Annotated in this window: 9 protein-coding genes; 2 read left to right on the top strand and 7 right to left on the bottom strand. The window is 71.8% G+C overall.

The window, feature by feature from the left end; genetic code table 11:
• Nucleotides 1-25: 25 nt before the first annotated feature.
• Complete coding sequence (locus tag ACFFF6_RS11875; RefSeq protein WP_376980951.1) at nt 26-2,443, top strand: outer membrane protein assembly factor BamB family protein; 2,418 nt, start codon at nt 26-28, stop codon at nt 2,441-2,443.
• 47 nt (nt 2,444-2,490) lie between these two features.
• Here ACFFF6_RS11875 and ACFFF6_RS11870 read toward each other — a convergent pair whose 3' ends face one another.
• Nucleotides 2,491-3,891 carry a DUF2252 domain-containing protein gene (locus ACFFF6_RS11870; RefSeq protein WP_376980949.1) on the bottom strand — a complete coding sequence of 467 codons (1,401 nt, stop codon included), beginning with the start codon at nt 3,889-3,891 and terminating at the stop codon, nt 2,491-2,493.
• Nucleotides 3,892-3,898: 7 nt separating this feature from the next.
• Nucleotides 3,899-4,450, bottom strand: a complete 552-nt coding sequence (locus ACFFF6_RS11865) for a DUF308 domain-containing protein (RefSeq protein ID WP_376980947.1) — start codon at nt 4,448-4,450, stop codon at nt 3,899-3,901.
• 338 nt (nt 4,451-4,788) lie between these two features.
• Here ACFFF6_RS11865 and ACFFF6_RS11860 point away from each other — a divergent pair, with 338 nt between their 5' ends.
• A complete protein-coding gene (locus ACFFF6_RS11860) occupies nt 4,789-7,323 on the top strand; it encodes a beta-galactosidase (RefSeq protein ID WP_376980945.1) in 2,535 nt (844 codons plus the stop codon).
• A gap of 166 nt (nt 7,324-7,489) precedes the next feature.
• On the opposite strand, the gene aqpZ is transcribed toward ACFFF6_RS11860, so the two are convergent.
• The 5 genes from aqpZ to ACFFF6_RS11835 form a co-directional block, all read right to left on the bottom strand.
• On the bottom strand, nt 7,490-8,245 hold the full coding sequence (gene aqpZ / locus ACFFF6_RS11855) for an aquaporin Z (RefSeq protein WP_376980943.1): 756 nt from the start codon (nt 8,243-8,245) through the stop codon (nt 7,490-7,492).
• 133 nt (nt 8,246-8,378) lie between these two features.
• The gene (locus ACFFF6_RS11850; protein ID WP_376980941.1) at nt 8,379-10,328 is read right to left on the bottom strand and encodes an ABC transporter ATP-binding protein; all 1,950 of its coding nucleotides are present in this window, start codon (nt 10,326-10,328) and stop codon (nt 8,379-8,381) included.
• Nucleotide 10,329: 1 nt separating this feature from the next.
• A complete protein-coding gene (locus ACFFF6_RS11845; protein ID WP_376980939.1) occupies nt 10,330-11,247 on the bottom strand; it encodes an ABC transporter permease in 918 nt (305 codons plus the stop codon).
• Nucleotide 11,248: 1 nt separating this feature from the next.
• Nucleotides 11,249-12,235 (bottom strand): ABC transporter permease, encoded by a 987-nt coding sequence (locus ACFFF6_RS11840; RefSeq protein WP_376980937.1) that lies wholly within the window; start codon nt 12,233-12,235, stop codon nt 11,249-11,251.
• A gap of 6 nt (nt 12,236-12,241) precedes the next feature.
• Nucleotides 12,242-13,924, bottom strand: a complete 1,683-nt coding sequence (locus ACFFF6_RS11835; RefSeq protein ID WP_376980935.1) for an ABC transporter substrate-binding protein — start codon at nt 13,922-13,924, stop codon at nt 12,242-12,244.
• Nucleotides 13,925-14,141 lie beyond the last annotated feature (217 nt).

Genomic DNA, 14,141 nt, shown 5'->3' with positions numbered 1-14,141 from the left:
TCCCCGGGCCCGATACGATCGAGGCATGAGGACGAAGGAGACCCACGTCACCAGCGTCGATGTCCGGCATGAGGGCATCGAGGCCGCCCCTGCCGTCGACGCCTCGGCGGGCATCGGCGAGCTGCCCCTGCTCTCCCGTGCCGGTTCCTCGTCCATGCTGCAGATGCCGCTGCTCGAGCAGCGGGGTCGAAGCCGCTTCTCCCGCCGGGCGCTGCTGGCGGGGCTCGCGGCGACGGCGGGTTCGGCGGCGCTGGGCTTGTCCACGACGAGCGCCCGCGCCCACGTCCTGGCCGATCCGCCGCCGCCGGAGGAGGACGGCACCGGCGCCGGAGGCACCGCGGCGGGCACGGTCTTCGCCTCCTTCCTGACAGATGTCCATATCGACCAGGCGGCCGCGCCGCAGGACGTGCACCTGCAGCTGGTGCTCGCGGACATGCAGGCGCTCGGCGTGCCGCTGATCCTGCACGGCGGCGACATCACCGAGTTCGGCTCCCCCGACATCTACGACCGCTACCTGCGGCTGGTCCCGAAGGACTTCCCCGCCCCGATCCAGCACGTCGCCGGCAACCACGAGGTCCGCTGGGACGCCAGCGGCGGCGCCGCGTACCGGGCGCGGCTGCACGAGGAGGGGTCGCGCTCCTTCGACCACCAGCGTGTGCACGTGATCATGCTCGAGGTCGCCCGCCCCCTCCAGGAGGAGGCGCACGTCGACGCGGCCGCCCTGGACTGGCTGCGCCGCGATCTGCGCGCGACCGGCCGCACGCCGAGCATCCTCGTCATGCACTGCCCGCCCGGAGCGGACTTCCACTACGTCAACGGGATGGACGAGCTGTTCTCGCTGATCGCCGACTTCCCCGTGAAGGCCGTCCTCGCCGGCCACAACCATGCCGAGACCGTCACCCGCGTGAACGGCACCCTGGTGCTGACCGGCCGCGCGGTGAAGGGCTCGCCCGTGCACTACCTGCTGCGCCATGATCCGACGCAGAAGCACGACCGCCTCAGCATCGACGCGATCGCCCTGCCCGCCCCGGGTGACGACGGGGAGCGCACCGTCACCCGGATCGCGACCATCGACCTGGACGACCGGCCAGCCCGCGAGCACGGCGCCCTCCCCCGCGACGCGGAGGCCCGCGTCATCGGCGACACCCTGCGGATCCGGGCGCGCGTGGGCGAGGACGCGATCCTCGCCCGGGCCCTCGCGCAGGTGCGGGACACCTCGCAGTACGGCCGGACCGAGGAGGGGACCTGGGTCGATGTCACGCGCGAGGGGGCGGACCTCGCTGCGGACGTGCCGCTCGCACGGCTGGGGCCGCTGCTGCCGGGACCGCATCGGCTGCGGCTGCGCACGACCGATGCGGACGGCGGGCTGTGGGAGGCGGAGACCGGTTTCACCACCCGCGGCGGGCCGGTCCGGGCGCTCGAGACCTTCGAGGTCGAAGGGGCGGTCTGCGGCGCGCTCGCCGTCACCCGCGAGGGCACGGTGCTCGTGCCCACCGATCGCGGCGAGGTGGTCTCGCTGATCCTGCGCGGCTCCCGCCTGCTGCGGCAGTGGAGCGTGCAGACCGGCCCGGTCCTGCGCGGGATCGCCATGTCCCCGGACGGCGGGACCGCCCTGGTGCCCGGAGCCGACGGCGCCCTGGTCGCGATCGACGTGCGGCAGGGGCGCGAGCGGTGGCGCACGAAGCTGGACGGGCACGTCACCTCGACCCCGCACCCGATCGAGGTCGACGGCGAGCTCGGGGTCCTCGTGAGCGCGGGCCCGCAGCTGCACCGGCTCGGACCGGACGGCGAGGTCCTGTGGTCGGTCCCGATCCCCATGCAGTCCTGCGGCCGGCCCGCGGTCCTGGGCGACACGGTCGTCATCGGCGCCGGGGACGGCACGGTCCGCGGATACTCGCTCGCGATCGGCGCGGAGCGGTGGACGGCCTCGTTGTCCGACCGCGGCTCCGCCTACCAGGACCTGTTGTACGGGCCGTGGACGTCGACGATCCGCATCATCGGCGAGGACGCGGTGCTCGCGGGCACGGTGGGCACCCTGACGGCGCTGTCCGCCTCGAAGGGGGAGAAGCTGTGGTCGGCATCGGCCGCGGCGATGTACACGCCGCCGCTCGTGCTCGACGAGGGCACGATCCTGGTGGTGCAGGAGCGCGGACAGGCGGCGCTGATCGACCCGGCGACCGGGGGCCTGACGCCCATCGGGGAGCCCGGCGAGGTGTCGCTGGACGCCGGGATCGTCCCGGTCCTGGGAACGCGTCGGGCCTGGCACGTCAGCTACACCGGGGTGGTGTCGCTGATCGACGCCGATGAGGCGTCGGTGACGCCCCTGCGGCAGGTCACGACCTCGCGGGTCATCGCGACCCCGGCCTACCTGCCCGATGCGGCGGTGCTGGTCGTCGCGGACCAGGACGGGCAGGTGCACCTGCTGGACGTGTCCCACGCCTGATCGGGCCTACGCCGACCGGAGGGCCCGGGAGGGGCGGGCGCAGGCGCTCAGCGGCCGAGCGATTCCCGCAGCGCCTCGACGTCGGCGAGGGACTGCGCCGCATAGGACTCCGCCCAGGCCGTGATCGCCCGCGCCCAGGTGTCGGAGCTGCCCAGGTAGCCCGCGATCTGCGGAGCGTCGAGGCTCTGTGCATGGGCGCGGGCCAGCAGCGCCGCGCAGCTGATCACGTAGGTGCGAAAGCTCGCGCGGCTCAGGTCGGAGGTCTCGAAGGAGCCCTTCATGTCCCGGAACTGGCGCACGTAGTAGTCGCGCCCGCCCGCGCTCAGGTACCCGAGGAAGGGATCGGACACGGCCTGCAGGATCCTCTGCGAGGCGACGACCCGGTGCCCCTGGCCCTCGTACGGGCGGACGGAGTCGGCGGCGCTGCCGATCCCGGCGGGGACGATCCCGCCGAAGGTCTCCAGGACGGAGTCCTGCGCCTCCTTCATCTGCAGGATGAGCGGTGCATGCGAGGGATCCTCGAGGACGAGGATGTAGCACCGGGTTCCGACGCTGCCCACGCCGACGACGCGGCGGGCGACGTCGGCGAGGGTGTAGTGCGAGAGCAGCTCGGCCACGTCGGCGGGCACGGTCGTGCGGTAGCGCTCGAACAGGTCCTCGGCGAGGTCCTCGAGCGCGGGGTCGACGTGGGTGAGCACGGGCGGGTCCTCGACGATCTGGAGGGTGCCGTCCTCGTCGCGGGTGCTGATCTTGCGCAGGTAGGCGTCGGAGGTGCGCCGGCGCGCCTTGCGCAGGGCGACGTCGAGATCCTTCCCGACGTCCTTGCGCGCCTTCTTCGGCAGCAGCGGATGATCCGGGGCGGCCTCGGCCTCGACGTGCCGGTAGTAGCGGCCCAGCACATCGGTCCGCATCAGCTCCGCGAGCGCCCGCTGGTATGCGCGGGCCGTGAGCCGGGCGGACTCGCGCGCCTCGAGAGGGTCCGCCCCGGCATCGGTCGCAGCGATGATCACACTGGTCACGAGCCGTTTCACGTCCCATTCCCAGGGAGCCAGCGCCGCCTCGTCGAAGTCGTTGAGGTCGAACACGATGCTCCGCTGCGGGGAGGCGTAGAGCCCGAAGTTGGACACGTGCGCATCGCCGCAGGAGACGACGCGGATCCCGGTGACGGGCTCTCGGGCGAGGTCGGCCGCCATCACCCCCGCCGTTCCGCGATAGAACGCGAAGGGCGAGCTCGCCATCCGCTCCATGCGCAGGGGGACGAGCTCCTCCAGCCGGGTCGCGTTCTGCACCCCGAGGATCCCGAGCGGGTCGCGATCCGCGGCGAGGGCGATGTCGCCGACCTCCGACCGCGGATGGCTCCGGCGCCGCTCGCGCCCCGCGGCGAGGGACTCCTCGAGGGTGGGACGAGGGCGGCGGGAGCGCTGGAGGCGGCTCAGCCTCGTCGACATGGCCCGGTCACCAGGAGGTCCGGCCGAGCGCCGCCCGCATGACGTTGAGCGCGCCCAGCGCGAGCAGCGCGACGCCCAGGAGCCACCACAGCAGCAGCGCGGACCACAGCGGGCTCGTCACGAGGATGAGCCCGCCGAGGATCGACACCACCGCGAACACGATGGTGAACAGCTTCGCCTCGCGGATGCGCAGCGTGAACAGGGCGACGACGCCCTCGATGATCCAGGTCAGACCGATGGCGATGGACACGAAGATCGCGAGGAACGCAGCAGAGGCCTGGATCTCCACGAGCGCGAAGATGCCTGCGGCGACATAGAGGACTCCGAGGGCGATGTGCCCGATCTTGCCGATCGTCTCGAAGGAGCGCGAGAGCACGCCCATCACGATGTATGTCAGCCCGGAGAAGATCGCGTATCCGGCGATGATCGCGGCGACCGCGACGGCAGCCTTGGTGGGCCAGGCGAGGATCACGATGCCGGCGACGATGCCGGCGATGCCGGCGATGAGCAGGGCGAGACGGGCGCCGCGCAGCGGTGCCTTCGGGTCGGTCGCGGTCATGATGCACCTCGTGGTGTCGGGGAAGGGGCTCGCGCGGGGCGCACCGGCGGAGACGCGGGCTGTCAGGGGCCCGCCGCCGGATCCTCGCGCTCCTGTGCGCACTGTAGGAGCCGCGGGCCGCTCCCGTCCAGAGGCATGCAGCTCGCGGGCGGTGCGGGACCGCGGAGCTCCCGGGAGGACAGCGGGGTCGCAGGAGAGTTCCCCTCACCGATGACAGCGCTTACACTCGGGTGGGCCCGTCTCCCCGTCCCCGGCGGAGCGGTCCCCGCACCGTCCCTCGCCCGCCTCGAGCGGGCCCGTCGACATCGCTGTCGACCGCACAGGCCGCTGGAGGCCCCATGATCGAGATGACCCGCCGCCGGATCCTGATCGACGGCTGCCCACGGCTCGTCCTCGCCGGCGAGATCCACTACTTCCGCCTGCCCCGGGAGCAGTGGGGCCAGCGCCTGGACCTGCTGCTCGAATCCGGCTGCACGGCCGTGGCCAGCTACATCCCCTGGATGTGGCACGAGCTGCCGGACGGCACCATCGACGTCAGGGGGACCACCGCGCCGGAGCGCGACCTGGGGGCCTTCCTCGACCTGTGCCAGGCCCGCGGGCTCTGGTTCATCGCCCGCCCCGGCCCGTTCCAGATGGCCGAGCTGATGCACGAGGGGCTTCCCTCGCGGCTGTACCGCGATCATCCGGAGATCGTGCCGACGGGATGGGACGGCACGCCGGCGACCACATCGGCCGTGGACTACCTGGCCCCCGCCTTCCTCGCCGAGGCCGACCGCTGGTACGCGGCCGTGCTGCCGGTGATCGCACCTCGTCTGATCAGCCGCGGCGGCCCCGTGATCGCGGTGCAGCTGGACAACGAGATCGGCATGCTCGCCTGGGTCTCGAACACCCCGGACCTCACCGACCACCTGCTCGAGGACCTGCGCGGGTGGGTCCTCGCGCATCGGCCCGATGCCGGGACGACCTACCCGCCGGTCGCGACCTGCGCCGCCTGGGCCGATGCGGTCCGCAGCCCCGACGAGGCGTGGGCGGGCCCGCTGCGCACCGACCTGACCCGTTTCATGCGCGGCCGCTTCGCGCGGTACGTGCAGCACCTGCGGGAGTCGGCCGAGGCCCTCGGCATCACCGACGTGCCCTTCCTGGTGAACATCCACGGCACCGAGGCCGGCAGCGGGGAGCCGTTCCCGATCGGCATCTCCCAGCTCATGGAGAGCTACGCCGGCGTGCGGGGGATGGCCTCGGGATCGGACCACTACGTGGGGACGATGACGCTCACGGCCACGACCGACCTGTATGTCATGAACGCGTTCCAGCAGGCCGTGCACGACGCCGACCAGGTGCTCACGAGCCTCGAGTTCGAGGCGGGATCCGGCGATTACGGCGGCGGCCTCGACCAGCAGTACGAGCCCTCCACCACCGCTCTGAAGACCCGTCTGTTCCTCGCCCAGGGAGCCCGGCTGCTGAACTATTACCTGCTCGCCGGCGGCATCAACCCGCCGATCCCCGCGGACGGTGCGGGGGCCGGGGGCTCCGGCGCCGAGGCGGAGGCCGGCCGTGCCGCGCTCGGCGAGGCAGGCGGCCCGGCGGACGGGATCGGCCGGATCTCCTTCACCGGCGAGCGCCATGGCACCGCCGCTCCGATCACGCCCGAGGGCGAGCGCTCCCCCACCTTCGCGCCCCTGACCTCGGCCATCGCCGCTGCCCACGTGCATGAGCCCTTCCTCGCCAGCGCGCAGGAGGAGCATGACGACCTGGCTCTCGCCTTCGTCCCGGACTCCTATGCCACCGAGTACGCGCATCCGCGCAGCACGCGGATGCGGGAGGTGGTGGAGGACCTGCGCGCCCATCGCGGCGCGGGGCAGCGCCGGGCGCTGGCCCGCTCGGCGCTGCTGCAGGGATACCGGTTCGGGGCGGTGGCCCTGCCCGCCGGCGCCGGCGGGCGGGACGAGGAGGCCGCGTCCCGGCTGCGCGCGGCGCGGTCGCGGCCCCGCGTGCTCATGCTGGCCTCCTCCGTGCACCTGGACCCGGCGGTGCAGCAGGAGCTCGTCGCCCACCTCGAGGACGGCGGCGGTCTGCTGCTGCTCGGCCCTGTCCCGGAGAAGGATCTCGACGGCGCACCCTGCCAGGTCCTCGCAGATCACCTCGGCGTGCGCCCCCTCGAACCCGTGACCTGGGACCGTCCCGGCTGGTACCCGACCATCGCCGCACGCGGCTGGGCCGCTCCCCTGCCGCAGACCCGCGTGGGCTGGGTGCAGGGCATCCTCGCGGAACGCGGCGAGGCGATCCTGCACGACCTGCAGGGCCGGGTCGTCGGCGTCGACGTCGAGCTGTCCGCGGGGCGCGCCGTGGTGCTCACCGCCGGGCTGCCCTCGAGCCCCGCTCTGTTCGGCCGCGCCCTGGCGCGGCTCGGGGCGCGGCCGGGCCTGCCGCTGCACAGCTCCGCGCCCGGGGTGTTCACGACCTCGACCCGCGATGCCGCGGGAGACCGCCTGCTGCACGTGCTGAACACCTCCGGACATCGCCCCGAGGTGCGGCTCGGCGAGGGCCCCGACGCGGTCTCCCTGCGGCCCGCCCCGCATACCGGCTACATGCTCGCCCACGGCCTGACCGCCGCCGGGGTCCGCATCACACGGGCGAACGCCGAGCTCATGCGGATCTCCCCGGACGAGCTGGTCTTCGGGGAGCCCGCCGGGGACGAGACGGAGATCGAGCTCGGCACGGGCCGCACCGTCCTGGCGGCGAGCAGCCCTGCCGGGGCGCCGGCCCGGATCGACCGGGCAGACGGGCGCACCGTGGTCCGCGCATCCGGTCCCGTCACCCTGCAGCTGGGACCGGCGCAGGGGTGCTCAGAACGCCTCGGGCCCGGCGATTGACCGGCTCGAGGAGCGGGGACGCCGTCCCGTCCGGGTACGGCAGCGATCCCGCCCGGGAGCACGCGGGCCGCACGCCGATCGGCCCGCGGACGCGCACGGCGCACCGGCCGGGCCGGTGCGCCGTGCGCGGGCGGGAGCGGGGACGTGCACGCACGACCCCGCCGCATCACTCGCGGTCGAACAGGAGCCGGTAGGTGGCGCCCGCGATCGCGGCGCCGATCAGCGGCGCGAGGATGAACAGCCACACCTGGCCCAGCGCCGCGGGGTTGAACACCGCGACGGCGAGCGAGCGGGCGGGGTTCACCGAGGTGTTGGTGACCGGGATGGCGATGAGGTGGATGAGGGTCAGGGCGAGGCCGATCGCCAGCGGCGCGAAGCCGACCGGGGCACGGCCGTGGGTCACCCCGAGGATCACCCAGAGGAACACGGCCGTCAGCACGACCTCGAGGACGAAGGCGGACAGCAGGCCGTAGCCCCCGGGGGAGAGCTCGCCGTAGCCGTTGGTCGCGAAGGATCCCGCGGCGCCGGGATCGATCGAGAAGTCGGGGCCGCCGCTCGCGACGACGAACAGGACCGTGGCGGCGACGAGACCCGCCACGACCTGGGTCGCCATGTACGGCAGCACCGCTTTCGCCTCGATGCGACCGCCCAGGAAGACGCCCAGGGTGACCGCGGGGTTGAAATGGCCACCGGAGATGTGGCCGACCGCGTAGGCGCCGGTGACCACGGTCAGGCCGAAGGCGAGGGCGACACCCAGGAAGCCGATGCCCAGGTGGACGCCGTCCTGGTTCACGAAGCCGGCGGCGAGGACTGCGGAGCCGCAGCCTCCGAAGACGAGCCAGAAGGTGCCGAGGAACTCGGCGATCAGACGGGAGAGGAGGGATGGGGACGAGGAGGGGACAGGGGCAGGGGTCTCGGTCATGAGGACTCCAGGGGGAAGCGGGCATCCGCGGTGGATGCCCGGGGGCTCCAGCCTTCCCCGTCGCAGGGAGGCGCACAACATCCCACGCCGCACGGCGTCACATCGGCTTCCGCTCCCGCCGTGCCCGTGCAGCTCAGCGGTAGATGTCGGCGAAGGGGTTCGGGATGGCCTCCAGGAGGCGGCGGGTGTACTCGTCCTCGGGGTCGCGGATCACGTCGATGGCGCGTCCCTTCTCGACCAGACGTCCCTCGTGGAGCACGAGCACCTCGTCGGCGAGCATCCGGGCGCTGAGCAGGTCGTGGGTGATGTAGAGGATGCCCACGTCGGAGTCGGCGACGAGGCGGTGCAGGAGCTCGAGCACCTCGGCGCGGATGGACACGTCCAGGCTCGAGATCGGCTCGTCGGCGATGATCAGCTCCGGCTGCGCGGCGAGCGCGCGGGCGATCACGACGCGCTGACGCTGCCCTCCGGAGAGCTCATAGCCGTAGCGGCCGCGGTAGCGGGGGGCCGGGGTGAGGGCGACCCTCTCGAGCAGCTCGTCGATGGCCGCCCGCAGCTCCGCGCCCTTCATGGACCGATGGTTCTTCAGCGGCCGCGACAGGATGTACTCGAGGGTCTTGTTGGGGTTCAGCGAGGAGTACGGGTCCTGGAACACCATCTGCACGAGCTCGTAGTAGCCGCGCAGCGCCCGCCCCCGCAGCGCGGCGACATCGAGGTCGCCCGCACGGGAGCGGAAGGTGATGCGCCCCGCGGTCGGCGTCTCGACACCCGTGACCATCTTCGCGATCGTGGACTTGCCGGATCCGGACTGGCCCACGAGGGCGGTCACCATGCCGCGGCGCAGCTGGAAGGACACGTCGTCCACGGCGAGCGTCTCGCGGGTGCGCAGCCCCTCGCGGCTGCGGTACGTCTTGGACAGCTCCGCCACGTCGAGCAGGACATCGGCTGCGAGGGCCTCGTCCGACTCCTCGACGGACTTCTCGAAGGCAGGACCGGCGAAGCGGACGGTGATGGGGCCCAGCTCCGGGTCCGGTGGATCGGCGCGCTGACCATGGGCGACGTGGCAGGCCACGCGCGGCGGCTCCCAGGCCTCCCCGGCATCCACGGCGAGGGCCTGGACTCCCCCGGCGCGGCCGCGGGTCGGAAGCAGCGCGAGCGGCGGGGCGTCGGTGAGGCAGGTGGCGATCCTCTCCGGGCAGCGGGGCGCGAAGGGGCAGCCGATGAGCGGCAGCGAGAGGTCCGGCGGCCGGCCCGGGACGTAGGTGATGCGCACGGTCTCCTGCCGCGGGTCGCCGTAGGAGCCCAGCAGCCCCTTCGTGTAAGGGTGCAGGGGCTCGCGCAGCAGGTCATCGGTCGCGTGCTCCTCCACGATCCGGCCCGCGTACATGACGAGGATCCGGTCGGACAGGTCCATCACGGTGCCGATGTCGTGGCTGATGAACAGCACCGCGAAGCCCTGCTGCTCCTGGAGGGCGCGCACGTTCTCGAGGATCTCGCGCTGGACGACGACGTCCAGCCCCGTGGTGGGCTCGTCCAGCAGCACGAAGCGGGGCTCGTCGGCGAGGGCGAGGGCGAGGTTGACGCGCTGCTTCATGCCGCCGGAGAGCTCGTGCGGATAGGCGCGGATGAAGCGATGGTCGATGAGGACCAGGTCGAACAGCTCCTGGATCCTCCGGGTCACGGCCGCTCCCCGCAGAGAGGAGTGCAGCTCGATCGCGTCGCGGAACTGGGCCTCGATGCGGGTGACGGGGTTCAGCGCGTTCATCGAGGACTGGAACACGGTGGACACGTCCCGCCAGCGGTACGGGCGCAGAGCGTCCTCGTCCATGGCGGCGAGGTCCATCCCCTCGAACAGGACCTGCCCGCCGCTGATGCGGCCGGGCCGCTCGGTGAGCTGCAGGATCGCGGTCCCGAGGGTCGACTTCCCGGATCCGGACTCGCCGATCAGGCCCACGAACTCCCCCTCACGGATCTGGAGGGACACGTCGTCGACGGCGGTGATGTGGGGGCCCAGCCGGGGTTCGTAGCGCACGGACAGACCGCGCACGTCCAGCAGCGGCTCGCGGGGCGGTGCCGAGGTCATGTCAGGCGTCCTCTCGCAGGTGCGGGTTGCTGATGAGGTCGATGCCGAAGTTGATCAGGGTCAGCGCCATGATCAGGCCGGAGAGCATGAGGCCGGGTACCAGCAGCCAGATCCACAGGCCCTGGGCGAGGGCGCCCTGGAGCTGCGCCTGGTAGAGCATGGTCCCCCAGGAGACGGATTCGACGTTGCCGAGCCCCAGGAAGGACAGCCCGGCCTCGGCGCCGATGGCCCCGGTGGCGGCGCCGAAGAATCCGGCGGCGACGAGGCTCGTCATCTGCGGGAGGATCTCGCGGAAGATGATGGTGCCGGTGCCGTCCCCGGCGAACTTCGCGGCGGTGACGAAGTCCCGGTGGCGCAGGGTGATGATCTGGGCGCGCTTGGAGCGGGCCGGTCCCGCCCAGGAGATGATGCCGATGACGAGGATCGTGAACCACACGCTGCGCACCTCGGAGTAGGCCATGAGCGTGATGATGAGCGGCAGCGTCGGCACGACGAGGGCGACGTTGGTGAGCAGCCCCAGGACGTCGTCGACCCAGGTGCCCTCGAGGTATCCCGAGACGAGGCCGATCACGAGGGCGAGCACGGTCGCGAAGAGCCCGCCGAACAGGCCTACCAGGAGCGAGACGCGGGTGCCCCAGATGAGCTGGCTGAAGATGTCGGCGCCCTGGGTGGTGGTGCCCATCCAGTGGGCCTGGCTCGGCAGCTCGACGGGCCCGAAGGAGGTGTCGTCCCCGCGGTACGGGGCGATCAGCGGGGCCGCGAGGGCGAGGAGCACGTACAGGCCCAGCAGGACGATGCCGACCCGGGCCTTCTTCGAGGACCAGATGACCTGGTACCAGGTGGGGCCGGAGGCGATCCGGTCCGCGATCTGGGCCTCGCTCTGCTCGAGAGACCCCTCGTCGATGGTGTTCTCCGCCATGTCAGGACGCCTTCCGTGCGCGGGGATCGAGGACGCCGTAGAGCATGTCGGCCACGAGGTTCGCGACCAGGGTCCCGATGATGGTCAGCAGCAGCAGGGCCTGCAGCAGCGGGTAGTCCTTGCCCGCGGCGGCCTGCTGCATGAGCCGACCCAGGCCCGGGTAGTCGAAGGTGGTCTCGATGAGGATCTGCCCGCCGAGGATTCCGCCGAGCGCCATGGCGAGACCGGTGATCGAGGGCAGGAGCGCATTGCGGGCCGCGTACTTCAGCGCGATGTCCCGGTCCGGCACGCCCTTGGCGCGGGCCAGGCGGATGTAGTCCTCGCGCAGGTTCATGATCATGGTGTTGCGCATCCCGAGGATCCAGCCGACCGGGCCCAGCAGCATGAGCACGACCGCGGGCAGCACCGAGTGGTGCAGGGCGTCCAGGAGGAACGCGCCGTTCCAGCCGGGGGTCGAGGCCTCGTACCCTCCGGCCGTGGGGAACCAGCCCATGACGTAGCCGAAGGCGAAGAGCAGCAGGAGCGCGATCCAGAACGACTGCAGGGTCCCGATGAAGGTCGAGCCGATCGTGACGACCGAGTCGAACATCGAGTTGCGGCGCCAGGCGGCGAAGGCGCCGAGGACCGTGCCGAGGACGAACGACAGCGCGAGCGTCACGCCGACCAGCACGAGCGTCCAGGGCAGCGCCCGGCCGATCACCTCCGTCACGGGGGCCGGGTAGTAGATGTAGGACAGCCCGAAGTCACCGCGCAGCAGGCTCGCGAGGTAGCCGAGGTACTGCTGGAGCAGATTGCCCTCGGGCTCGCCGAGCATGGCACGCATGGCCTCGATCTTGGCGGGGTCGATCTCCGCGTCCTTGCCGGAGAGGCGCTTCACCATCATCTCCGCCGGATCGCCGGGCTGCAGGCGCGGGATGAGGAAGTTCAGGGTCACGGCCGCCCACAGGGTGAGCAGGAAGTAGCCGATCCGTCGCAGGAAGTAGCTCATCGGCGGTCACTGCTGCGGCGGCGTCAGCCGGGTCATGATCATGAGCATGTCGGAGTTGGTCGCGTAGGGGTCCTCCTCGCTGGGCCAGCCGACGGCCTTGTCCGTCCGGTAGATCATGCGGGCGGGCGCGTAGATGAGCGGGGTCACCGGGTACTGGGTCATCATGATGTCGACGAGCTGGCCGGTGAGCTCCTTCTGCTGCGCGGGGTCCGTCGCGCCGGAGAGCTCGGCGACGATCTCGTCGGTCGCGGGGTCGATCCATCGGCCCACGTTCGCCTTGACGGTCTGCTTGTCGGGGACCTGGTCCGAGGCGAGCTTGGAGCCGAGGTTGCGGGCGACCTCGCAGGCGCCGTGGAGGTACTCCAGGCACATGTCGAACTCGGCGTCCTTCTTGTTCTGGTCGACGGCGTCCGGCGGGGAGGTCTGCACGGAGGCGTTGATCTTCATGGCCTGGAGGTTGCGGACGACGACGTCCGCCGTGGCCTGGTAGTCGATCCAGCCGGCCTGGACCGTGAAGGTCGGGGCGAGGGGGCTGCCGTCCTTCATCGTGCGGAAGCCATCGGGGCCCACGACGTAGCCCGCCTCGTCGAGCATGGTCTCCGCGGCCGCGGTGTCGAAGGGGAGGACCGTGTCCGTGCCCGCATACGCCTCGGGCAGGAGGTCCTCGGCATAGGGCAGCTTGAGCCCCGTCTGCGAGGCGGGCGCCATGACTCCGTAGGTCGCCTTCGCGCTGATCTCGTCCTTGTCCAGGCCGTGGCTGAGGGCTGCGCGGAAGGCCGCGTCGTCGAAGGGCGCCCGGGTGAGGTTGTAGGTGAGGACCGTGGACCCGGCCGGGGCGTACCAGAAGTGGTTCAGCTCCGGGTCCTTGTCGGCGAAGGACTGCTGGGGGTTGGGGATCTCGCCCCAGTACGCGTCGAGCTCCCCGGCGGTGAGCTTCAGCGCCGCGTTGGTGGCGTCGTAGTTGCCCTCGAGGACGAGGGTGTCGACGAGGACCTTGTCCGCCTGCCAGTAGTCCTCGCGGCGGGTCATGGTCAGGCGGCGGCCGTTGTAGGACTCGACCTGGAAGGGTCCGGTGCCCACCGGCGCCGTGTCGACGTGCTGCGCGGGGTCGCCGACGGATCCCCACACGTGCTTCGGCAGCACCTTCGCCGTGATGAGCGAGTCGAACTTGGCGGCGGCGTTGCCGGAGAACGCGATGGTGACGACCTGGCCGTCCGCGGTGACGGAGTCGGCGTGCGCTCCGAAGGTGTCGTTCCACAGGCCGATGTCGTCCGCCGCCGGGAACTCCTTGCGCATGGTCAGCGTGAACACGACGTCCTCCGCGGTCAGCGGCGTGCCGTCGGACCAGGTCACGCCCTCGCGGATGGTGAAGGTCAGGGTCTGCGGGTCCACCCAGGCGTAGTCCGTCGCGAGCCAGGGCACGACCTCGCAGTTCACGGAGCTGCGGATCATCAGCGGCTCGTAGAAGTACGTCTTCGTGGTCGCGTTCGGGGAGAACGGGTTGTAGTTCTCGATGCCGGCGACGTTCTCCGCGACCTCGGCGGGGAGCGTCAGCTGCGGGATGGAGGTGCCGTCGCCGACCGGGGCGGGCGCGTCGCTCTTCGTGGCGATCCGGCCGGAGCAGGCGGTGGTGCCGAGGGCGAGGGCGGCCATGAGCGGCGTGCCGGCGAGGAGGGTGCGTCTCTTCATCGAGGGCTCCTGAACGTCTGCGATCAGGGGGTTCCCGGGTCCCCGGAGGGCCCGGGCTTCGCGAGGGGACCTGATCGTCGTCGATGGGACGTCGCCCGCGAGGAGGAGCGGGGACGTGCGAAGTACCATGATGTTAGCGCTTACATCGCGGGCGTCAAGCCTCCGCGACCCCGGAGGCGGATTCGCCGCTCCTGTCGCCGATCAGCGCCCCGGATGG

It is taken from the genome of Brachybacterium hainanense (assembly GCF_042434575.1).
Taxonomy (GTDB): Bacteria; Actinomycetota; Actinomycetes; order Actinomycetales; family Dermabacteraceae; genus Brachybacterium; species Brachybacterium hainanense.
Note: the sequence above shows the minus strand (reverse complement) of the source record. Positions and strands in the feature narration are given on the sequence as shown.